The organism is Streptomyces sp. NPDC059524, assembly GCF_042749255.1.
Lineage (GTDB): Bacteria > Actinomycetota > Actinomycetes > Streptomycetales > Streptomycetaceae > Streptomyces > Streptomyces xanthii.
Genome location: NZ_JBHYTK010000150.1, coordinates 1 through 19,732 on the forward strand (window position 1 = coordinate 1; position 19,732 = coordinate 19,732).

General features: G+C 73.3%; 21 protein-coding genes. 5 read left to right on the top strand and 16 right to left on the bottom strand.

The window, feature by feature from the left end; genetic code table 11:
- Positions 1-219 precede the first annotated feature (219 nt).
- Positions 220-594, bottom strand: a complete 375-nt coding sequence (locus tag ACFW9D_RS30905; RefSeq protein ID WP_188335372.1) for a hypothetical protein — start codon at positions 592-594, stop codon at positions 220-222.
- A gap of 75 nt (positions 595-669) precedes the next feature.
- Between ACFW9D_RS30905 and ACFW9D_RS30910 the strand changes: the two genes are divergently transcribed.
- The gene (locus ACFW9D_RS30910; protein WP_188335373.1) at positions 670-1,026 is read left to right on the top strand and encodes a DUF779 domain-containing protein; all 357 of its coding nucleotides are present in this window, start codon (positions 670-672) and stop codon (positions 1,024-1,026) included.
- A 10-nt stretch (positions 1,027-1,036) separates the two neighbouring features.
- Here ACFW9D_RS30910 and ACFW9D_RS30915 read toward each other — a convergent pair whose 3' ends face one another.
- The 12 genes from ACFW9D_RS30915 to ACFW9D_RS30970 form a co-directional block, all read right to left on the bottom strand.
- Positions 1,037-2,614, bottom strand: coding sequence for a hypothetical protein (locus ACFW9D_RS30915; RefSeq protein ID WP_384627332.1), 1,578 nt, complete (start codon positions 2,612-2,614; stop codon positions 1,037-1,039).
- 89 nt (positions 2,615-2,703) lie between these two features.
- Complete coding sequence (locus tag ACFW9D_RS30920; protein WP_188335375.1) at positions 2,704-2,898, bottom strand: hypothetical protein; 195 nt, start codon at positions 2,896-2,898, stop codon at positions 2,704-2,706.
- 111 nt (positions 2,899-3,009) lie between these two features.
- The gene (locus tag ACFW9D_RS30925; RefSeq protein WP_384627335.1) at positions 3,010-3,870 is read right to left on the bottom strand and encodes a phosphatidylinositol-specific phospholipase C/glycerophosphodiester phosphodiesterase family protein; all 861 of its coding nucleotides are present in this window, start codon (positions 3,868-3,870) and stop codon (positions 3,010-3,012) included.
- A 104-nt stretch (positions 3,871-3,974) separates the two neighbouring features.
- Positions 3,975-4,640, bottom strand: a complete 666-nt coding sequence (locus tag ACFW9D_RS30930; RefSeq protein WP_384627337.1) for an ABC transporter ATP-binding protein — start codon at positions 4,638-4,640, stop codon at positions 3,975-3,977.
- Positions 4,633-5,589 carry an ABC transporter ATP-binding protein gene (locus ACFW9D_RS30935; RefSeq protein WP_384627340.1) on the bottom strand — a complete coding sequence of 319 codons (957 nt, stop codon included), beginning with the start codon at positions 5,587-5,589 and terminating at the stop codon, positions 4,633-4,635. Before ACFW9D_RS30935 ends, ACFW9D_RS30930 begins: the two co-directional genes overlap by 8 nt.
- A complete protein-coding gene (locus tag ACFW9D_RS30940) occupies positions 5,586-6,458 on the bottom strand; it encodes an ABC transporter permease (protein ID WP_384627342.1) in 873 nt (290 codons plus the stop codon). Before ACFW9D_RS30940 ends, ACFW9D_RS30935 begins: the two co-directional genes overlap by 4 nt.
- Positions 6,451-7,443 (bottom strand): ABC transporter permease, encoded by a 993-nt coding sequence (locus tag ACFW9D_RS30945; RefSeq protein ID WP_384627345.1) that lies wholly within the window; start codon positions 7,441-7,443, stop codon positions 6,451-6,453. The genes ACFW9D_RS30940 and ACFW9D_RS30945 overlap by 8 nt, the downstream gene beginning before the upstream one ends.
- Entirely contained in the window at positions 7,440-9,008 is a 1,569-nt protein-coding gene (locus tag ACFW9D_RS30950; RefSeq protein ID WP_384627367.1) for an ABC transporter substrate-binding protein, read from the bottom strand. Before ACFW9D_RS30950 ends, ACFW9D_RS30945 begins: the two co-directional genes overlap by 4 nt.
- A 152-nt stretch (positions 9,009-9,160) precedes the next feature.
- On the bottom strand, positions 9,161-10,261 hold the full coding sequence (locus ACFW9D_RS30955) for an acyl-CoA dehydrogenase family protein (protein ID WP_384627348.1): 1,101 nt from the start codon (positions 10,259-10,261) through the stop codon (positions 9,161-9,163).
- Positions 10,258-11,442: an acyl-CoA dehydrogenase family protein gene (locus ACFW9D_RS30960; RefSeq protein WP_384627351.1), complete on the bottom strand. Its 1,185-nt coding sequence runs from the start codon at positions 11,440-11,442 to the stop codon at positions 10,258-10,260. Before ACFW9D_RS30960 ends, ACFW9D_RS30955 begins: the two co-directional genes overlap by 4 nt.
- Positions 11,439-12,425: an NADPH:quinone oxidoreductase family protein gene (locus tag ACFW9D_RS30965; RefSeq protein ID WP_188335383.1), complete on the bottom strand. Its 987-nt coding sequence runs from the start codon at positions 12,423-12,425 to the stop codon at positions 11,439-11,441. Before ACFW9D_RS30965 ends, ACFW9D_RS30960 begins: the two co-directional genes overlap by 4 nt.
- Positions 12,426-12,548: 123 nt before the next feature.
- Positions 12,549-13,124, bottom strand: a complete 576-nt coding sequence (locus ACFW9D_RS30970; RefSeq protein WP_188341149.1) for a helix-turn-helix domain-containing protein — start codon at positions 13,122-13,124, stop codon at positions 12,549-12,551.
- Positions 13,125-13,296: 172 nt separating this feature from the next.
- Between ACFW9D_RS30970 and ACFW9D_RS30975 the strand changes: the two genes are divergently transcribed.
- Positions 13,297-14,259 (top strand): NAD(P)/FAD-dependent oxidoreductase, encoded by a 963-nt coding sequence (locus ACFW9D_RS30975; RefSeq protein ID WP_384627355.1) that lies wholly within the window; start codon positions 13,297-13,299, stop codon positions 14,257-14,259.
- Between the two features lie 111 nt (positions 14,260-14,370).
- Positions 14,371-15,270, top strand: a complete 900-nt coding sequence (locus ACFW9D_RS30980; protein WP_384627358.1) for an SDR family oxidoreductase — start codon at positions 14,371-14,373, stop codon at positions 15,268-15,270.
- A gap of 54 nt (positions 15,271-15,324) precedes the next feature.
- On the opposite strand, the gene ACFW9D_RS30985 is transcribed toward ACFW9D_RS30980, so the two are convergent.
- Together ACFW9D_RS30985 and ACFW9D_RS30990 are read right to left on the bottom strand one after the other, a co-directional pair.
- Positions 15,325-15,756: a PPOX class F420-dependent oxidoreductase gene (locus ACFW9D_RS30985; RefSeq protein WP_384627361.1), complete on the bottom strand. Its 432-nt coding sequence runs from the start codon at positions 15,754-15,756 to the stop codon at positions 15,325-15,327.
- Between the two features lie 99 nt (positions 15,757-15,855).
- Entirely contained in the window at positions 15,856-16,695 is an 840-nt protein-coding gene (locus tag ACFW9D_RS30990; protein ID WP_188335387.1) for an enoyl-CoA hydratase/isomerase family protein, read from the bottom strand.
- Between the two features lie 135 nt (positions 16,696-16,830).
- On the opposite strand from ACFW9D_RS30990, the gene ACFW9D_RS30995 reads away from it, so the two are divergent.
- On the top strand, positions 16,831-17,451 hold the full coding sequence (locus ACFW9D_RS30995) for a TetR/AcrR family transcriptional regulator (RefSeq protein ID WP_384627364.1): 621 nt from the start codon (positions 16,831-16,833) through the stop codon (positions 17,449-17,451).
- A complete protein-coding gene (locus ACFW9D_RS31000) occupies positions 17,448-18,845 on the top strand; it encodes an MFS transporter (protein ID WP_188335389.1) in 1,398 nt (465 codons plus the stop codon). Before ACFW9D_RS30995 ends, ACFW9D_RS31000 begins: the two co-directional genes overlap by 4 nt.
- Here the strand turns inward: ACFW9D_RS31000 and ACFW9D_RS31005 are convergent.
- The gene (locus ACFW9D_RS31005; RefSeq protein WP_223205826.1) at positions 18,835-19,584 is read right to left on the bottom strand and encodes a PIG-L deacetylase family protein; all 750 of its coding nucleotides are present in this window, start codon (positions 19,582-19,584) and stop codon (positions 18,835-18,837) included. The genes ACFW9D_RS31000 and ACFW9D_RS31005 overlap by 11 nt on opposite strands.
- Positions 19,585-19,732: the final 148 nt, after the last annotated feature.

A 19,732-nucleotide genomic window follows, 5' to 3' on the forward strand; every position in this document is an offset into this window, starting at 1 on the left:
CGTGTCCGCAAAGTCCCTCCCCCAGCTAACGCTGGGAGGTGCCCCCAGCCGGTCGACGCCTGGCACGCACTCTCGCCGCACCGGGCGTAAGCCCAAGTACGTCCAGTACGAGGCCTTGCGCCCGGCACGCCGAGAGCACGCACCAGACGCCGCCCGGCCGCCCTTAGGGCGACGACGGGACTTTGCGGACACGCCCTGGCGCGTCCGGTGCTTGCGGCCTCAGTCCGCGTCGGGCGTGTCCGGGCTCTCCGGTGAGTCCGGCGCGGACATCCGCAGGGCGATCTCCTGCAGCAGTTCGGTGGAGCTGACGTCCCTGCGGCCCTCGTCGTGCACCAGGGCGAGCTGGGTGAACAGGAAGGCGAAGGCCTCCACGAGCGAGACGCTGGCCGGCATCAGCGCGGAGATGGTGATCTCGGCCGCCTGCTCGGCGGTCGCGCCCGCCGGGATCTCGACGGTGGGGAACACCTCCGAGACCAGCCGCCCCAGTTGGGTGACGTCGGTGTCGAGCTGCTCGCCGTCGGTGAGTCTGCGCACCATCTCCTGCGTCTCGGTCAGCACGCCGATCGCCCGCAGGATGATCTCCCTCTGTTCCATGGTCCGAGCCTATGCGGCGCGGGGCTCCGGACGTGCAACGTGCTCGCAACGTCCTCGTGGCTTGACTGGCCCGTCATGAGCGACGAACCCCGCGTGGAGCTGACTCCCGAGGCCGCCGCGCTGCTGCGGCGGCTGCGGGAGTCCCACGGCCCGCTGATGTTCCACCAGTCCGGCGGCTGCTGCGACGGCAGCGCCCCGATGTGCTACCCGGACGGCGAGTTCCGCACCGGCGCGGCGGACGTCCTGCTGGCCGAGCTGGCGGTGCCGGGGGTGGCCGAGCCGGTGCCGTTCTGGATGTCGCGGAGCCAGTACGAGGTGTGGAGCCACACCCGGCTCATCGTGGACGTGGTCGAGGGGCGCGGCAGCGGCTTCTCGCTGGAGGCCCCCGAGGGGGTCCGCTTCCTGATCCGGTCCCGGCTGCTCGGCACCTGAGCGCGCCGCGTCACTCGTCGCGCACGGCCGTGAGCCCGTTGAAGACACCGACGTAGGCCGTGCCGTCGGGTCCGAGGGTGACCGGCGCCCAGTTGTTGTCGTAGGCGATCCCGGTGCCCACGAGCCGCTTCCACCGCGTCTGGCCGGTGTGGAAGTCGACGGCGGTCAGGTACCAGGCGTCGATGCCGAGCTTGTCGGGCCTCTTCGTGTACAGGTACAGCAGTCCGTCCGCGGTGGACAGCTTCGGCACGGTGGACGGGGAGCGTTCCTGGCTCTCCCAGACGGTGTCGCAGCCGCTGCCGTCGGGGCGTACGTCGATGCGGGTGACGCCGCCGACGACGCTGCGGCCGAAGGTGAGCGAGGTGATGTTCTCGTAGCCGTAGTTGTTCTCGACGACGAGGCTGTTCCCGTACGAGATGAGGGAGTTGTCGGTGGTGGAGGCGCCGGAGCCGAAGACGGGGATCTTGCAGACGAGGCGCTGTGCGTCGGGGACGTCGGCGTCGCGGCGGTAGACGAGGACGTTCATGCGGTCGTCGGCGTTGTCGGTGATCGCGACGTAGTTCTCGTGTTCGCCGAAGAGGTCGGGGGTGGTGCCGGAACCCTGGTTCACGGAGCCCGGTTTGGTGCCGGTGCCCCGGTCGTAGGTCTGGCGCCAGACGACGTCGGGGGTGCCGTCGGCGGTGGCCTCGAAGCTGTAGAGGGCGTGGTCGGTGACGATGGAGACGCCGTCGCGGGCCACGGAGAAGGAGTTCTGGATCTCCTCGCCGTCCAGCCGGATCGAGCGGATCCCGCCGGTGCCGGGGTCCACGGTGCCGACGCGGCCCTGCCGGGTCACCCACCAGATGCGGCCGTCCCAGTCGGGCATGACGGAGGTGACGGGGTCGCACGTGCCGCTGGGGTAGAGGTTGGTCCAGCTGACGCAGTCGTGCGGGACCTGTCCGGTGAGATCCCAGTCGTCGGTCACGCGGAAGCTCCAGGTGCCGTCCGCGGCCTGTTCGTGGGCGAGGCGGACGATGTGCTGGCGGGAATCGGCGAGGACGAGCCGGTCCTGCTCGTCGAGGTAGGAGTAGGCGCCGCCGGACGTGTCCTTGAAGATCTTCGAGAAGTCGAGGCGGGTGATGGCCTCGACGGTGGAGGGCCGCTGCGGCAGCTGGTACTCGGCGAGCGTCTCGAGGCTCTTCGGGTCGAGGAGTTTGACGAGGAAGCCGGTGAAGGTGCCACAGACGGTGACGATGCGGCCGGCCCGGTCGAAGGTGACGGTGGCGCACTCGCCGCCGAGCGCGGCCATCTTCTCGCTGCTCACACTCGGGCTCACGCCACGCGGTCCGCTCCACGGGTAGGTGCCGCTGCCCCAGGCGTCGGCGTGCATCCCGCTGCGTCCGTTGGCGGCGAGGTGGGGGTGCTGGTCGGGGGCCCGGCCCGTGACGGGGCGCGGGTCGGCGGGCGCGCCCTCGTACTGCGGGACGAGTCGGTGGCCCGGCGCCTTGGGGATGTCGTCGGCCGAGGCCACGGTCGGGCCGACGACTCCTGCGCCCGCGACGACGAGGGTCAGGGCGAGGGCACGGGCGAGGCTTCTTCGCTGCGGCATGCGCCGAAGCTAGGCCGACCGCCTTGAAGTGTCCATGTACGTACGGGAGTTGTTCACGAACCCGAAACGATCACCGGGGCTGTCCGGGGTCACGGGTTGAGGCCGCTGACCAGGCTCGCGGTGGCGTTGATGCCGTCGTGGATGGTCGGGGCGGCGCTGGTGCCGGCGAGCAGGAAGCCGAGCAGCACGCACACGAGGGCGTGCGAGAGCTTGAGCGCCCCGTTGCGCAGGAAGATCACCGCGACGATCAGGAGCAGCAGCACGATGGAAATGGACAGAGACATCGCCGAACCTCCTCCGCCACGCCCACGCCGTGGCTGTCGGCCGCAAGTGTGGCGCAGCGGAGGGTCCGTTCCGGGGCACGACCTGTCCCCCGAAAGAGTGTTAACGGGCGGTCACCGGTCGTACGTCTCCAGGAAGGCCTGGAGTCCGGCGAGGTCGTCGGTGTTCAGGTGGTCGACGTCGGCGGCGGTCAACTCGGCCCAGACCGCGTCCCGTTGGGGCCCCGCGAGGTCCGGGGTGGCCCAGAACCTGACCCGCTGCCCGGCCGCGTGCGCGGCGCCGACGATCTGGCGCAGCTTGTCGCGTTCGGCGGCGGGCATCGGGCCGACGCCCTGCCAGGTGAAGTTGTTCGCCCAGTTGTCGCTGATCAGCGGGACGAAGGAGGCGGGTGCGGTGGTGCCGAGATCGGCGAGCCGGCCGTCGTAGAAGGCGCTGCGCGCGGTCTGGGACTCCATGGGAACGCGGGCGGCCCGGTCGCCGGAGACGACCGCGGTGACGGGTCCGGGGTGTACGCGGCCGTGGGCGTAGGTGGTGAACAGGTGGCGGTGCCGGCTCAGTTGGCGGTCGAGTTCGAGGTAGGTGGCCGCTCCGTCGGTCTTGATGTCGACGAGCAGCTGGAGCGGGACGCGGTGTCCTCGGTACACCGACCCGTGGTTGGCCCGGACGCGGGCGGCGAGCGGGGCGAGGTAGAGGGATTCGAGGGTGCGGCTCGGGTCGAGGTCGACGGGGTCGTGGGCGACGAGGAGTTCTCCGTCGACGAGGTAGATGTCGGCCTCGACGCTGTTGAAGCGGTGGTCCAGCGCGTCGAAGAGGGGCCGGGGGTGCTCGTAGTCGTTGTGGGCGTGGGCGCGAAGCAGGGGCCGGGGCCCGTGCCGCCCTTGTCCGTCCGCCCGGGCGAGCTGGGGCGCGGCGAGTCCGGTGGCCAGGGCGGCGGCGAAAGCGCCGAGGGCTCTGCGGCGGGTGGTCGGGGCCATGGTGCCTCCCGTGGTGGGCCGTTGGGAACACCGGTGAGTATGCGCGGCGCGGGGCGGCAAAGTGCAGGCCCGGGACGGGAGTTGGCCGGACCGTCACCGCTGGTTCAACCGCGTCCCGCTCCCGCCGCTCCCGCCTCCCACTCCACGATCCGGTCGCACCAGCGCTCCAGGAGGACCCGGTCGTGCCCGACGGCGAGCAGGCCCGCATCGGTCTCGGCGCGGTAGGCCTCCACCGCGGCGACCAGCGCCGCCGTCGTGGACGCGTCGAGCATCGCCGTCATCTCGTCGCAGATCAGCCATCGGGGGCGCAGGGTCAGGGCGCGGGCGAGGCAGGCGCGCTGGAGCTGGCCGTCGCTGACCTCGTGCGGGCGGCGGGCGAGCAGGTCCGGGCCGAGGCCGACCCGTTGGGCGAGTTCCGCGACCCGGGCGGTGTGGTCGAGCCCGTTGGCGCGCAGGGGTTCCGCGACGAGGTCGGCGAGGCGCAGGCGCGGGTCGGCCGAGAGGCGGGGCTGCTGGAAGACGACGCCGAACGCGGTGCGTTGTGCGCGGGGCGCCCGGTGCCGCCAGCCGCGGACGGGCTCGCCGTCGAGGACCACCTCACCGGCGTACGGCTCGTGCAGCAGGGCCGCTACCCGGGCGAGGGTGGACTTGCCGCAGCCGCTGGGGCCGAGCAGGCCGACGCTCTCGCCGGGTTCGAGGGTGAGGGTGAGGTCCCGCAGGACGGGCTCGCGGGGGTCGTAGCCCGCGGTGACGCGGCGCAGCTCAAGCATGGACGGACTCCCGTACGGGGTGGTGGCAGGCCGTGCCGTCGAGCAGGGCGGGCAGCCGGTCGCAGGCTGCGTCGGCGCGGTCGCAGCGCTCGGCGAAGGCGCAGCCCGGGGGCAGGGCGCCGAGTTCGGGCGGCATGCCGGGGATCGGGGTGAAGTCCCGGTCGGGGAGGGCGTTCAGGAGGCCGCGGGCGTACGGGTGCCGGGGGCCCGGGGCGCCGAAGAACGTGGCGGCGTCGGTGAGTTCGACGACGCGGCTCGCGTACATCACGGCGACCCGGTCGGCGATGCGTTCGGCGGCGGCGAGGTCGTGGGTGATGAGCAGCAGGGCACGCTCGTCGCCGATGTGGCGGCGCAGTTCGTCGACTGTGCGGTCGACGAGGTCGCGGTCGAGTCCGGTCGTGGGTTCGTCGGCGAGCAGCAGCGGGGCGTCGCCGACGAGGGCGAGCGCGGTGGCGGCGCGCTGGGCGAGGCCGCCGGAGAGTTCGTGGGGGTAGTGGTCGAGGTGGTCGGCGGGGAAGGCGGCGCGGGCGGCGGCCGCCTCGACGGCGGCGCCGAGCTTCCGGTCGCGGCGCCGCAGGCCGGTCAGTTCCCGTACGGTCTCGGCGAGTTGGGCGCGGACGGTGCGGACGGGGGTGAGGTGGGCGGCGGGGCTCTGCGGGACGAGGCCGACGCGCCGGCCGCGCACGGTGCGGGCGAGGGTCGCCTCGTCGGTGCCGAGCAGGTCGAGGCCGTCGACGTGTGCGGTGCCGGCGGTCTCGGCGTTGGCGGGGAGGAGGCCGAGCAGGGCGGAGGCGAGCGCGGACTTGCCGCAGCCGCTCTCGCCGACGAGGGCGAGGCACTCCCCCGCCGCGAGGTCGAAAGTGGCGTCGCTGACGGCGTGCACGTACGCGCCGTCGCGCATCCGGAAGCGGACGGATAGGCCGTCCACCGAGAGCACCGGGGTGGTCACAGGGTCAGCTCCGATCGGCGGCGCGGGTTGAGGCGTTCGCGCCAGGCTCCGGCGAGGCCCGCGATGGCGAGGGTCGGCACGATGATGAACAGTCCGGGGAAGAGGGTGGGCCACCAGTCGCCGGCCAGCAGCGAGCCGCGCGCCGACTGCACGAGGGTGCCGAGGCTCGCCTGGTGGGCGGGGAGTCCGAGGCCGAGGAAGGACAGGGCGGACTCGTGCCAGACGGCGTGCGGCACCATGAGGACGGCGGCGAGCGCGGCCTGGGGCAGTACGCCGGGCAGCAGGTGCCGGAGGGTGACCCGCCATCGGGAGGCACCGCCGGAGATCGCCGCGTCGATGTACGGGCGCGAGCGCAGGGAGAGCACTTCGGCGCGCACGATGCGGGCCGTGGACAGCCAGTGGGTGAGGCCCACGGAGACGACCACGGGCCAGACGCCGGGCCGGAACATGGCGACGATGAAGATGCCGAGCAGCAGGTGCGGCACCGAGGAGAAAGCGTCGACGACGCGCATCAGGACCCGGTCGGTCCAGCCGCCGAGGGCGCCGGCGAGCGCGCCGACGGCCGTTCCGACGACGGTCGCGACGACGGCGGCGACGACCCCGACGAGCAGGGAGACGCGCAGCCCGTAGACGCAGCGCAGCAGCAGGTCTCGGCCGACGTCGTCGGTGCCGAACGGGTGGGCCCAGGTGGGCGGTCGCAGTTTCGCGGCGAGGTCGACGGCCTGCTGGTCGAGCTGGGTCAGGGGCGGGACGAGCAGCACGGCGAGCAGGACGGCGGCCACGATCACGGCGGAGGAGCGCACCCGCCACGCGCGCGTGGAGCGGCGCCGGGTGCCGTGCGTGCGCCAGGCGAGGGTCTGGTCAGCCATCGAAGCCCACCCTCGGGTCGGCGAGGCCGTACATCAGGTCGGCGGCCCAGTTCCCGGCGAGGACGGCGCACGTGGCGAGGACCGTGAGCGCGGCGAGCAGGGAGAAGTCGACGGAGGTGGCGGCCTGGACGGTCGCGGCGGCGATGCCGGGCCAGCTGAAGACGGTCTCCACGAGGAGGGCTCCGGTGATGAGTTCGGGCACGCGCGAGCCGATCAGGGTGAGGACGGGCAGGGTGCCGGAGCGCAGGGCGTGGCCGAACAGGACGGTGCGCGGGGCGAGTCCGCGGGCCTTGGCGCCGCGTACGGGGTCCTCGTCTAGGGCTTCGCCGACGCCTTGCCGCACGTAGAGGACGAACCAGGGAAGTTGCGAGACGGCGAGGACGCCGACGGGCAGGACGAGGTGGGACAGGACCTGGCCCGCGCCGACCGTGGTGGAGCCGGTGTCGGTGAGGCCGCCGGCGGGCAGCACTCCGAGTTCGAGGGCGAACAGCCAGACGGCGAGGAGCCCGAGCCAGAACGGCGGGGCGGCTTCCAGGGTGTACGCGAGGGAGGTGACGGCGCGGTCGAGCGGGCTGCCTCGGCGGCGCGCGGCGAGCACGCCGAGGAGGGTGCCGACGACGATCGCGGCGAGGAACGCGGTGGCGGCGAGCAGCACGGACCAGCCGAGGCGTTCGCCGATGACCTGGGCGACGGGCTGGCGCATGACGGCGGAGTCGCCGAGGTCGCCGTGGAGCGCGGAGGTGAGCCAGTCCCACCAGCGGCCGGTCAGCGGGCGGTCGACACCGAGGTTCTCGCGGAGCTGGTCGAGGTTCTCCTGGGACGCGGTGAGTCCGGCGGTGCCCGCGTAGGCCTTGACCGGGTCGAAGGGGGAGGCGGCGGCGACCGCGAAGACGCCGAAGGTGACGACGGCCAGGACGGGCACGGCGAAGAGGATCCGCCGGCCCGTCAGGCGTGCCATCGGCCCCCAGGGGAGCCGCCTGCTCATGCGCGCCAGTCCTCGACGTTCCACCAGGGGCCGGAGGCCAGGCCGTGGTCGTGCGGTTCGACCTGGGTGGTGAGGTCGCCGAAGCGCTCGTCGACGACGTAGAGGTGGTCGATGTGGGTGAGGAAGGTGTAGCCGGGGTCCTTCACCAGGGCGCGCTGGACGGTGTCGTACGCCTTCTGCCGCTCGGCGCGGTCGTCGGTCCTGCGGGCCGCTTCGAGGGCCCGGTCGACGCTCTTGTCGTCGTACCAGGCCATGTTGTTGAAGCCGTCGCCCGCGAGCGTGGACCTGAGCAGGCCGTACTGGTCGAAGTCGGGGTCGGCGGGGGCGCCGCCGCCGGCGAGGACGGCGTCCTCGGGCATGCGGGGCATGATGACCTCCCACGTGCCGGACTCGACCTTGATGTCGATGCCGAGCTTCTTGGCGTCGGAGGCGTAGGCGAGGGCGTGGTCCTGGCGGAGCTTGTCGCCGGTCAGGTACCACAGCGGGAAGGCGGCGCGGACGCCGTTCCTGGTCCGGACGCCGTCGGCGCCCTTCTTCCAGCCGGCCTCGTCGAGCAGCTTGTTCGCCTGGTCGACGTCGTACGCGCGCTCGGTGCCCCGGGTGAACCAGGGGCTGTCGGTCGGGACGGGCCCGTAGGCCTCCTTGCCGGCGCCTTCGAGGATCCGGTCGACCATGGCCTTGCGGTCGACGCCGGTGTCGAGGGCGCGGCGGATCGCGGTGTCGCCGGTGACCGTGTTGCCGGTGGGCAGGGTGACGAGGCGGTAGTCGAAGCTCTTGGCCGCGTACGTCTTCTTGCCGCCGTCCTTCGCGAAGGTCCTGGCGAGGTTCGGCGGGAGAATGGCGCCGTCGAGGTCGCCGGAGCGCAGCCGGGTGGCGCGCACGTCGTCGTCCTTGATGACGGCCATGGTGAAGTGCTCGATCTCCGGCTTGCCGCCCCAGTAGTCGGGGTTCGCCTTGAAGACGAGCTGCTCGCCCTTGGACCACTTGACGAGTTCGTAGGGGCCGGTGCCGACGGGCTTCGTGGTGAAGGTGCCGCTGTTGACGTCCTGCTTCGCCGCGATGTGCTCGGGGGCGATGGGCAGGACGGTGCGCTCGGCGAACGGCGCGTAGGGGTACTTGAGGTGGAAGACGACGGTGTCGTCGCCCTTCGCCTCGACGTCCTCGACGGCGTCCAGCTCGGTCTTCGAGGCGTTGTTCGTCTTCTTGTCGAGGATCGTCTCGTAGGTGAAGACGACGTCCTCGGACGTGAACGGCTCGCCGTCGCTGAACTTCACGCCCTCGCGCAGCTTGTACGTGTAGGTGCGGCCGTCGTCGGTGACCTTCGGCAGGGCGGCGGCGAGGGCGGGCTTCAGCTTCATACCGGCGTCGTGGGTGAGCAGCCCGTCGAAGATCTTCGAGTTGCCGTCCTTGCCGTAGCCGAGCAGGGGGCTGAGGCTGTCGGGTTCGTAGGCGATGCCGACGACCGCGCTGTCGGAGCCGCCCTTGCCGCCGCCCGCGGTGCCGTCGTCCGGCGCCGCGCAGGCCGCGGCGGTCAGCGCGAGTGCGGTGACCGCCGCTCCTGATATGACGCTCCGTGCCGGACGTGCCACTCCACCCACCCCTGTTCAAGATCGACCGTTATTGCATAAAGCTGTTGTTGCGAACAGCTCGCAATAATGCCATCTCGTCAAGGTTGGGCAAAGGCGGGGTCAAGCCAAGTGGCTCCCGGCGGGTTCGGTCAGGGCGCCCAGAGCTCCACCAGCTCGGCCAGCTCCTCGCGGTGCCGGCCCGCGGTGCCCAGTGCGATCGAGTCGGCCTTGGCCCGCTTCAGATAGAGGTGGATGGGGTGTTCCCAGGTCATGCCGATGCCGCCGTGCAGCTGGAGGGCCTCCTCTGCGGCGTGCACCGCGACCGGCGCCGCGTAGGCCTGGGCTACGGCCACCGCGATGTCGGCGTCTTCGCTGCCGGCGGCGAGCGCGTCCGCCGCGCCCCGCGCCGCGGCCTTCAGGTTGACCGTCTCCAGCCAGAGCTGGGCGAGGCGGTGCTTGAGCGCCTGGAAGGAGCCGACGGGGCGGTTGAACTGGTTCCGCTCGCGTGTGTAGCGCACGGTCTCGGTCAACAGCCATTCGGACAGGCCCAGTTGCTCGGACACGAGCAGGCCGGCTCCGGCGCGCAGGGCGCGGCGGACGGCGGGTGCGGCGGTGGGCGCGAGGAGGCGTCCGGCCGCGCCGTCGAACGCGACCGCGGCGAGCGGGCGGGTGCGGTCGAGGGAGGTCTGCGGGGTGACCGTGACCCCGGAGGCCCCGGCGTCGACCGCGAACAGGCCGTCGGCGGTGGGCACGAGGAACACGTCCGCGGCGGCCGCGTCCGCGACCCCGGTGACGGCGCCGGTCAGTGCCGCCGCGTCCGCGCGCACGCTCCACTCGTCGCGCGGCGCCCGGTCCGACAGCGGCACGGCGAGGGCGCCGACCGTGCGGCCGGAGGCGAGTGCGGCGAGCAGGGTCGCGGCCTCCTCACCCTCGCAGGCGAGCAGCGCCTCGGTCGCGACGACGGCGCTCGTCAGGTACGGGACGGGAGCGACGGCCCGACCCAACTCCTCAAGGACGACGGCCGCTTCGCGGTGCGTGGCGCCCTGACCGCCCCGCTCCTCGGGCACGAGGAGTCCGGCCAGGCCCATGCTCTCCGCGAGGTTCTTCCACAGGGCGCGGTCGTGCGGCTCGTCCGATTCGGCGCGGGTCTGGACGGTCGCGGCGTCGCAGTGGTCGGCGAGCAGATCACGGACCGCCGAGCGCAGGGCTTCCTCTTCCTCCGTGTAGAGGAGGTCGGGCTGGTGGCTCATCGGGACAGGTCCTTCCAGGCGACGTCCTTGTCGGTGCGCGGCTCGGGCGGCAGGCCCAGGACGCGCTCGGCGACGATGTTCAGCAGGATCTCGCTCGTCCCGCCCTCGATGCTGTTGCCCTTGGCGCGCAGGTAGCGGTAACCGGCCTCGCGCCCCTCGAAGTCGACGAGCTCGGGGCGGCGCAGCGTCCAGTCGTCGTACAGCAGGCCTTCCTCGCCGAGGAGTTCGACCTCCAGTCCGCTGATCTCCTGGTTGAGCCGGGCGAAGCCGAGCTTCATGCCGGCGCCCTCGGGGCCGGGCTGTCCGGCGACGAGCTGCTGGCGCAGCCGCTCCCCGGTGAGCCGGGCGACCTCGGCCTCGACCCAGAGCTTGACCAGGCGCTGGTGCAGGTCCTGGGTGCGCAGCTCGGGACGCTCGCGCCAGGTCTTCGCGGCGAGGCCGATGAGGCCGCCTTCACGGGGGATGCGGGCGCCGCCGATCGCGACGCGTTCGTTGTTGAGCGTGGTCTGGGCGACCTTCCAGCCGTCGCCGATCTCGCCGAGCCGGTGGGCGTCGGGGATCTTCACGCCGGTGAGGAACACCTCGTTGAATTCGGCCTCGCCGGTGATCTGGCGCAGCGGCCGCACGTCGACGCCGGGGTCCGTCATGTCGCAGACGAAGTACGTGATGCCCTTGTGCTTGGGCACGTCCGGGTCGGTGCGGGCGATGAGGATGGCGAAGCGCGCGTTGTGCGCGCCGGACGTCCACACCTTCTGGCCGTCGACGGTCCAGGTGTCGCCGTCGAGGACGGCGCGGGTGCCGAGCGCGGCGAGGTCGGATCCGGCGCCGGGCTCGCTGAAGAGCTGGCACCACACCTCCTCGCCGGTCCACAGCGGCTTCAGGAAGCGCTTCTTCTGCTCCTCGGTGCCGTAGCGCAGGATGGTGGGGGCGGCCATGCCGAGCCCGATCCCGTTGCGCCGCGGGTCGTTGTCGGGGGCGCCCGCGGCCGTCAGCTCGGCGTCGACGACGGCCTGGAGGGAGCGCGGCGCGTCGAGGCCGCCGAGGCCCTGCGGATAGTGCACCCAGGCGAGTCCGGCGTCGAAGCGGGCCCGCAGGAACTCCTCGCGGGGTGTGGTGGCGGGCGGGTGCGCGGCCAGGAACTCCTGGGTCAGCGCGCGCAGTTCGGCGGCGTCGGCGCTCATGCGCGGGCTCCTTCCGTACGGGCGTCCAGGCCGGGCACGACGACGACGCGGCCCGTGGTGACGCCGTCGGCGACGCGCTGCACGGCGGCCGGCGCGTCCGCGAGGCCCACGCGCTCGCTGACGAGGGGCTTGATGGCGCCGCGCGCGGCGAGCTCGGTCAGCTTCTCGTGGCAGTGCGGGATGAGCTTCGGGTTCTTGCTCGCGTACAGGCCCCAGTGGAGGCCGAGGATCGAGTAGTTCTTGACCAGCGCGTGGTTGAGGGCGGGGCTCGGGATGGTGCCCGAGGCGAAGCCGACGACGACGATGCGGCCCTCGAAGGCGACGGTCTTGGCGGACTGGGTGTACGCCTCGCCGCCGACCGGGTCGTAGATCACGTCGGCGCCGCGGCCGCCGGTGGCCTCCTTGACGGCGGCGATGACGTCCTCGGAGCGGCGGTCGACGACGACGTCGCAACCGAGCTCGGCGGCGACCTTCGCCTTCTCGGGGCCGCCGACGACGCCGATGACGCGGGCGCCGGCGGCCTTGCCGAGCTGGACGGCGGCGCTGCCGACGCCGCCCGCGGCGGCGTGCACGAGCAGCGTCTCGCCGTCCTGGAGGCGGGCGCGCTGGTGCAGGCCGAACCAGCCGGTCTGGTAGCCGATGTGCAGAGCGGCCGTCTCGGCGTCGTCGAGCGCGTCGGGCGCGGGCAGCAGGGCGCGCGCGTCGGCGACGGCGTACTCGGCGAAACCCCCGTGAGGCAGCACCGGGTTGGCGATGACGCGGCGGCCGTCCTCGGTCTCGCCGCAGATCTCGACGCCCGGGGTGAACGGGAGCGGGGGCCTCACCTGGTACTGGCCGCGGCAGAGCAGGGCGTCCGGGAAGTTGATGTTGGAGGCGCGCACCTTGAGCAGGACCTGCCCGTCGCCGGGCACAGGGCGCTCGACCTCTTCGAGGCGCATCACCTCGCTCGGCTCGCCGTTCTCGTGCACTTGCCATGCCTGCATGCGGGGCCTCCACGGGACTGCGTCGTCACACCGGGTTCCACGGCCGGTCGCTGACCGGCCCAGTCGCATACTAAGCGGTCGCTTGCCGTCCTGTGAATGCCTCTCGGCGAATGCGCCGCGAGGTCATTCCTGGGGGCCGCGCGCGGGTCTGGCCCGGACGTGCATCCGCTCGCCCTGCGGCCCGAAGAGACTCAGGAACTCGGCGGGCCCCTCCCCCGTCGATCCGAACCAGTGCGGCACGCGCGTGTCGAACTCGGCGGCCTCACCGGGGCCGAGCACCACATCGTGCTCGCCGAGCACGAGGCGCAGCTTGCCCGAGAGCATGTAGATCCACTCGTAGCCCTCGTGCGTCTGCGGGTCGGGCTCCTGCAGTCGCTGCGGCTCGATCACCTTGTACGCCTGCAGGCCACCCGGCTGTCGGGTCAGCGGGAACATGGTGCGCCCGCCGTGCACGATCGGCTTGGCCCGCACGCGCGGATCACCCACGGGCGGCGCACCGACCAGCTCGTCGAGCGCGACCTGGTGGGCGCGGGCGATCGGGAGCAGCAGCTCCAGGCTGGGCTTGCGCAGGCCGGACTCCAGCCGGGACAGCGTGCTCACCGAGATGCCGGTGGCCTCCGAGAGCCCGGTCAGCGTGGCGCCGCGCTCCTTGCGCAGGGCGCGCAGGCGCGGGCCGACGCCCGTGAGCACGGCCTCCATGCTCTCGGCGGGCTGCTCGGCCACGGACTCGGCCGCGTGGGTGTGCGAGTGCGACTTCATCCTTCCATTGCAGTTTCGGCAAAGCGGTTTGTCAATACGCACGATCCGGTGCATCTTCGAGAACGGGAGACGGCAGGAGATTCCGCCGTTCCGGTGCAGCGAGGTGACCGTGATGAGCAACGCAGACTCCGAGCAGACGGTGTACGACGTCGTGGTGATCGGCGGTGGCACGGCGGGCCTGTCGGCGGCCCTGATCCTCGGCCGCGCGCGCCGCTCCGTGCTCGTCGTCGACGCGGGCGAGCCACGCAACGCCCCGGCCGCGCACATGCAGGGCTACCCGTCCCGCGACGGCATGCCGCCCGCCGAGTTCCTGGCCGTGGTCCGTGAGGAGGTCGCCGGGTACGGGGTCGAGCTCGTCCGGGACCGGGTGACGAAGGCGGTGCCGGACGGCTCCGGCGAGTTCGACGTGGTCCTCGCGGAGGGCGGCGGCGTCCACGGGCGCCGCCTGGTCGTCGCGACCGGCCTGACGGACGAGCTGCCGGACGTTCCGGGCGTCGCCGAGCGCTGGGGCCGCGACGTGATCCACTGCCCGTACTGCCACGGCTACGAGGTACGGGACGAGCCGGTCGGTGTGCTGTACGCGCCCGCCGCCGGTATCCATCAGGCCCTGCTGTTCAGCCAGTTGTCGCACGACGTGACCCTGTTCCTCGGCGCCCACGGCGAGGACGCGCTCACGGACACCGAGTGGCGGCTGCTGGCGGCGGCCGAGGTCGCTGTGGTGACGGGCGAGGTGGCGGAGCTGGTCGTGACGGACGACCGCCTCACCGGGGTCCGCCTCGCCGACGGCCGGGTGATCCCGCGCACGGTCACCGTGGTGGCGCCCCGCATGACCCCGAACGACTCCCTGCTGACCGGCCTCGGCGCCGACACCCGGGACACCCCGGCCGGCCGTTTCCCGGCCGTGGACCCCACGGGCCTGACGAGCGTCCCGGGTGTCTGGGCGGTCGGGAACGCGGCGGGGCCGGCGGAGCAGGTGGTGAACGCGGCGAGCGGCGGCTACCGGGCGGGCACGGCGATCAACATGGACCTGCTCCTGACGGACCTGGAGGACCGGGCCGCGGCCGCCACGACCTGAGGCAGGCCCCGGGCCCACAGGGGCCCGGAGCACCGAGCCCGCACGGACGCGGGAAGGCCGCGGCCCGCACGGGCATGGAAAGGTCACGCCCCGCGCGGTATCCATGCGCGCATGGACTCCACGACGCCGCTGCCCGGACTCCCCGCCCCTCCCCCGCCCGGCGCCCACGCCCTGCCGCCGGGGACCTATGACGGACGGCTCGTGCTGGTGACCGGAGGCGGCACCGGTCTGGGCCGGGCGGTCGCCGCCGAGTTCGCCCGGCTCGGCGCGTCCCTGCTCCTCGTCAGCCGCCGCGAGGAGCATCTGGCGCCCGCCCGCGCCGAGTTGGCGAAGGTTCCCGGGGCGGGCCCGGTGACCTCGCAGCGGTGCGACATCCGCGACGCGGACCGCATCGCCGAGGTCTTCGACGCCGCCGTCGCCGCGCACGGCCGCCTCCCGGACGTCCTGGTCAACAACGCGGCGGCCAACTTCCCCGTCCCCTCGGAGGACATGACACCGAACGGCTGGCGCGCGGTCGTCGACATCACGCTCACCGGTACGTTCTTCATGACGCGCGAGTTCGGCCGCCGCCATCTCGCCGAGGGCACCCCGGGCTCGGTGATCGCGGTCGGCGCCTCGTACGCGTGGACGGGCGGACCCGGGTACGCGCACAGCGCGGCGGCGAAGGCGGGCGTCAAGAGCCTGGTCGAGTCACTGGCCGTGGAGTGGGGCCCGTACGGGATCCAGGTCAACGGCCTGGTCCCGGGGCTCATGCCGCACGAGGACATGACCGCCGACATCCGGGCCCGACTCGACCGGGCCCCGGACCCGGGCGCCCGCCAGCCCGCGCTGCGGGTGGGCGCGCCGAGGGAGCTCGGCTGGGCGGCCACCTTCCTCGCCTCGCCCTACGCCCGTTTCATCAGCGGGCACACGCTCGTGGTGGACGGCGCGAACTGGCAGCGGCGCGACCTGGTGAACGCTCCGGTGACGCCGGTGCGCGAGCAGCTGGACCGCGGCCCGTTCGCCCCCTAGGGTCTGTCCGCACGGTCCGGGCTGCCGGGGGCCGCCCGGCAGCCCTGGGCGCGGTCAGCCGAGGCGCTGCCCGTAGACGTGGTCGACCTTCATGGTCATCAGTACGCGCCGGTCGGCGACCATGACCGCGCGGTACTCGTCCCAGTCGGGGTGCTCGCCCGCGGCCTTGCGGTAGTAGGCGACGAGGGTCTCGACCTCGGGCCCGTGCGGGTCGGTGCCGGGGCCGACGAGTTCGACGGCGCCCTCGGCGGTGGCCCACTCGCGGCCGCCGGGTCCGGTGACCTCCAGGGCGGCGCGCGGGTCGCGGCGCAGGTTCGCGGTCTTGGCGCGGCCCTCCGTCATCGACACGTACAGCGTCTCGGTGTCGCGGTCGTAGAACGGCAGCACGGGCGACAGTTGGGGCCGCCCGTCGGACTTGAGGGTGGCGAGGACGCCGAGGCGGCTCTCGGCGAGCAGGGCGCGGGGGTCGAACGGTGCGGAGGTCATGGCTGCCTTCCGGACGGTGCGGTCTGTGGGCCTCGGCCTCCGCAAACCGCCCGCCGGCGTCCTTTCTTCCCGCACGGGCGCGGGATTCGCCCGGACGGCTCACGCCCCGCGGAATCGGGGCGGCCTGCGGCCCGCCTTCGCCGTGAAGCCTTCCGTGGCGTCCTGGGAGGTCAGGGTCAGCGCGGCGCTCATCGCGACGCGGTCGAGCGCGGCGTCGAGCCCGGCGTCGGCGTAGGCGTCGACGTCCCGTTTGACGGACTGCACGGCGAGCGGCGCGTTCGCGGCGATCTCCGCGGCGACGGCCCGCGCCTCCTTGTCCAACTCCTCCAGGGGGACGACCTGTTGGAGCAGATTCAGCCGGTGTGCCGTGCCGGCGTCGATGCGGCGCCCGGTCAGCGCGAGGTACTTCGCCCACCCCGCGCCCGCCTCACGCGCGATCCGCAGGTCGCCTCCCGCGTCGACGGCGACGCCCAACTGCGCCTCGGGCAGGGCGAACACGGCGTTCTCGGCCGCGATGCGCACGTCCGCCATCAGCGCCAGTTCGAAGCCGAACCCGAGGCAGTAGCCCTGCACGGCGGCGACGACCGGTTGCGGCAGCCGGGCGAACGCGGCGAACCGCTCGTGCGCCCAGCGGATCCCCTCGTAGTAGCCGCGTGCCCGCGCGGACCCGCTCTCGCCCTCGATGCCGCCACCGGGCGCGCCGACGTCGATCCCGGCGCAGAACGCCCGCCCCTCGGCCCGCAGCAGCACGACCCGGACGCGGTCGTCGAAGCGGATCCGGTCGGCCATCACCCCGAGCTGACGGCTGGCCTCCCAGCTCCAGGCGTTCAGCTTGGCCGGGCGGCACAGGGTGAGCACCCCGATCCCGTCCGGCTCCACGTCCAGCCGCATCCGCAGGTCGTCCCCGTCGGGCAGGCTCCCGTCGGTCGTGTCGATCATGCCGCCTCCAGCTCCGTCGGCACCGCGAGCGGCGCGCAGCGTAACGGCTCCGGGCGTGACCTTGAAGGGACGGCGCACCACACGTCTCCACTCCCGAGGTAGACAGTGTCTACACCGATCGGGTAGACACTGTCTATGAATGAATCGGCACCACCGGAGCATCAGGCGTCCGAGCCCGCCCGGAGCGGCGGCTCAAGCCTGCGCGAGAGGCTCGTGGACACGGGTGTGGCACTCGTCGACGCGGAGGGCGCGGCGGCCCTGTCGCTGCGGGAGATCGCCCGCCGGGCCGGCGTCTCGCACGGCGCCCCGCGCCGCTACTTCCCGACGCACCTGGAGCTCCTGTCGGCGATCGCGCGGCGCGGCTTCACGGATCTGGGGGCGCGCGTCGCCGGGACCCTGGCGCAGGCGGACGCGGATCCGCGCGCCCGGATCACCGCCCTCGCCCGCGTCTACCTGGACTTCGCGGCCCGCCATCGCGGCATGTACGAGCTGATGTTCCGTCACGATCTGTTGGAGAGCGACCGGTTCGGGCTGCGGGAGACGAGCCTTCCGCTCTTCGGCGTGCTCGTGGAGCTGATCGCCGCGGTCCGCCCGGAGGCCGAACCCGCCGTCGTGGCGGGTGCGTTGTGGGCGAACCTGCACGGGGTGGCCCAGCTGTGGGGCTGGGGCAGTCTGCAGCTCGCGACCGGATCCGAGGCGGTCGACCCGCTCCTCACCGCCGTCCTGGACGCCCATCTGGGCCCGGTGGCTCGATGAGCGGCACGGCGCACCGCAGGATCACCCTCGCGGGCAGCGTGATCGGCGCGGTACTCGTCGCGCTCGACGGCACCGTCCTGACCGTCGCGCAGCCCGCGCTGGGCGACGACCTCGGGGCAGGTCTCGGCCAGGTCCAGTGGACCAGCACCGCGTATCTGATCACGGTGGCGAGCCTGCTCGTGTTCGCGGGCCGGCTGGGCGACCGGTACGGGCACCGGCGCTTGTTCGGGTACGGGATGCTCGGCTTCGCGGTGGCCTCGGCGGGTGTCGGTCTCGCCCCGGACATCGGCGTGCTGATCGGGCTGCGGGTGGTGCAGGGCGTGTGCGGAGCGCTGTTGCAGCCGGCGACGCTCGGCATGCTGCGGGCGGCGTTCCCGGCGGACCGGCTGGGCCCGCCGATCGCCGCCCGTACCGCGGCGATCGGCCTCGCGGCCGCGGCGGGCCCGGTCGTCGGCGGCGTGCTCACGGCACACTTCGGCTGGCGCTCGGTGTTCTTCCTGGGTGTGCCGCCCGCGCTGGTGATCGCCGTGCTCGTGCTCCTCGTACGGGATCCGGAGGCGGCGGACGCCTCCCGTGAGCAGCCGGTGGGGCTCGATCCGCTGGGGGCGCTGCTCCTCGGCTGCGCGCTCGCGGGCCTGGTCACGGGACTCGTGTCCCTGCCCGACGCGACGGTCGCCGTCCCGGCCCTCGTCGGCGCGGTCGTCGCGGGGGCACTCCTCGTACGTCACGAGCGCCGCGCGCCGAGCCCGTTGCTCTCCCCCGCCGTGATCGCCGCACCGGTGACGGCGACCTCGCTCGCCATCCTGCTGACGGCGTCCGCGGCGCTCTTCGGCGCACTGTTCTCGGCGACGTACTTCCTCCAGGACGTGCAGCATCTGGACGCGCTGGCCACGGCGCTGCGGATGCTGCCGGCCGCGCTGTGCATGGTGCTGGCGGCGCCGCTGGGCGCGGTGCTCCTGCGGCGGCACGGGGCGCGGACGACGACGGCCGGCGGGCTCGCGCTGCTGGCCCTGGGCGTCCTGGCCTTCGGCCGGCTCACCACCGACGCGTCCGGACTGACCGTCGGTGCCTGCGCGTTGGCGATGGGCGCCGGGTTCGGCACCGTCATGGTGACCGCGACGGAGGTCCTGGTCCGCCGGGCGCCGCGCGCCCATGCCGGTGTGGCGGGAGGCCTTCAGCAGACGGCGATGAACATCGGCCCGACCCTCGGCGTGGCCGTGGCGACGATGCTCCTCGTCTCCCCGGCGGACGCCGCCTCCCCGGACACGTTCACCGCGTCCATGCGCACGACCCTGACGGTGCTGGCGCTGCTCACGGCGCTCGCGGCCGCCGCCGCGCTCCGCAGGCTGCCCGCCAGGGCCCCGCTCCGGGTGGAGGCGGACGTCAGCGGCTGAACAGTTCGAACGCCACGGCGGGCTTCCCGCCGAAGCGCTCGGCCACGGCCTGCGCGTTCCCGGTGAGGAAGGTGCGGCAGTACGTCTCCGGGTCCTCGCTCGTCAACACCTCGATGTACGTGCGGTGTTCGAGCAGGGACCGCACGGAGCGCTCCAGGCCGGGCGTCGCGTCGACGGCGTGCGTGGGCTGCACCGAGCCCGCGACCGCCACCCACTTCACCCCGTTCCAGGGCTCGAGGCCCTGCTCGACGAGCTCGGGGAAGATCCAGCGGTTGCCCGCGTCGGACGCCGCGTCGAGGGTGGCCCGGCCGACGGCCACGTGGTCCGGCGTGTTCCAGTGGACGCCGCCCCAGGTGTCCCGGTGGTTGAGGGTGATGACGAGTTCGGGGCGGTGCCGGCGGATCGCGGCGGCGATGTCGCGGCGCAGCGCCGTGCCGTACTCGATGACCCCGTCCTTGTGGCCGAGGAACTCGACGGTGTCGACGCCGACGACGGCCGCGCTGGCCCGCTGCTCCTGTTCGCGCAGCGGGCCGCACTTCTCCGGCTCCAGGGTGTCGATTCCGGCCTCGCCGCGGGTGGCCAGCACGTAGGTGACCTCGCGGCCGGCGTCGGTCCACGCGGCGATCGCGGCGGCGCAGCCGTACTCCAGGTCGTCGGGGTGCGCCACGACGGCCAGAGCACGGCTCCAGTCCTCCGGCATCGGCTCCAGCGGTGTCTTCTTCGATTCGGGCGAGCTCATGGTTGGCAGCGTAGGCGCCTCTGCGGCGGGCGGCACGTGTTTCCCGGGCGACCGCGGGCCGGGGGGGGGGGGGCCGGCCCGGCCGCGGGGCCCCCAGTGGGATCGGCCCCCCCCCCCCCCACAACAGATAGGTGGGGGTGGCACTATG

Excerpts from the sequence above, each read along its gene's own strand:
- ACFW9D_RS30905 (WP_188335372.1), bottom strand. The coding sequence starts at position 594 with ATGGAACAGAGGGAGATCATCCTGCGGGCGATCGGCGTGCTGACCGAG.
- ACFW9D_RS30910 (WP_188335373.1), top strand. The coding sequence starts at position 670 with ATGAGCGACGAACCCCGCGTGGAGCTGACTCCCGAGGCCGCCGCGCTG.
- ACFW9D_RS30915 (WP_384627332.1), bottom strand. The coding sequence starts at position 2,614 with ATGCCGCAGCGAAGAAGCCTCGCCCGTGCCCTCGCCCTGACCCTCGTC.
- ACFW9D_RS30920 (WP_188335375.1), bottom strand. The coding sequence starts at position 2,898 with ATGTCTCTGTCCATTTCCATCGTGCTGCTGCTCCTGATCGTCGCGGTG.
- ACFW9D_RS30925 (WP_384627335.1), bottom strand. The coding sequence starts at position 3,870 with ATGGCCCCGACCACCCGCCGCAGAGCCCTCGGCGCTTTCGCCGCCGCC.
- ACFW9D_RS30930 (WP_384627337.1), bottom strand. The coding sequence starts at position 4,640 with ATGCTTGAGCTGCGCCGCGTCACCGCGGGCTACGACCCCCGCGAGCCC.
- ACFW9D_RS30940 (WP_384627342.1), bottom strand. The coding sequence starts at position 6,458 with ATGGCTGACCAGACCCTCGCCTGGCGCACGCACGGCACCCGGCGCCGC.
- ACFW9D_RS30945 (WP_384627345.1), bottom strand. The coding sequence starts at position 7,443 with ATGAGCAGGCGGCTCCCCTGGGGGCCGATGGCACGCCTGACGGGCCGG.
- ACFW9D_RS30955 (WP_384627348.1), bottom strand. The coding sequence starts at position 10,261 with ATGAGCCACCAGCCCGACCTCCTCTACACGGAGGAAGAGGAAGCCCTG.
- ACFW9D_RS30960 (WP_384627351.1), bottom strand. The coding sequence starts at position 11,442 with ATGAGCGCCGACGCCGCCGAACTGCGCGCGCTGACCCAGGAGTTCCTG.
- ACFW9D_RS30965 (WP_188335383.1), bottom strand. The coding sequence starts at position 12,425 with ATGCAGGCATGGCAAGTGCACGAGAACGGCGAGCCGAGCGAGGTGATG.
- ACFW9D_RS30970 (WP_188341149.1), bottom strand. The coding sequence starts at position 13,124 with ATGGAGGCCGTGCTCACGGGCGTCGGCCCGCGCCTGCGCGCCCTGCGC.
- ACFW9D_RS30975 (WP_384627355.1), top strand. The coding sequence starts at position 13,297 with ATGAGCAACGCAGACTCCGAGCAGACGGTGTACGACGTCGTGGTGATC.
- ACFW9D_RS30980 (WP_384627358.1), top strand. The coding sequence starts at position 14,371 with ATGGACTCCACGACGCCGCTGCCCGGACTCCCCGCCCCTCCCCCGCCC.
- ACFW9D_RS30985 (WP_384627361.1), bottom strand. The coding sequence starts at position 15,756 with ATGACCTCCGCACCGTTCGACCCCCGCGCCCTGCTCGCCGAGAGCCGC.
- ACFW9D_RS30990 (WP_188335387.1), bottom strand. The coding sequence starts at position 16,695 with ATGATCGACACGACCGACGGGAGCCTGCCCGACGGGGACGACCTGCGG.
- ACFW9D_RS30995 (WP_384627364.1), top strand. The coding sequence starts at position 16,831 with ATGAATGAATCGGCACCACCGGAGCATCAGGCGTCCGAGCCCGCCCGG.
- ACFW9D_RS31000 (WP_188335389.1), top strand. The coding sequence starts at position 17,448 with ATGAGCGGCACGGCGCACCGCAGGATCACCCTCGCGGGCAGCGTGATC.
- ACFW9D_RS31005 (WP_223205826.1), bottom strand. The coding sequence starts at position 19,584 with ATGAGCTCGCCCGAATCGAAGAAGACACCGCTGGAGCCGATGCCGGAG.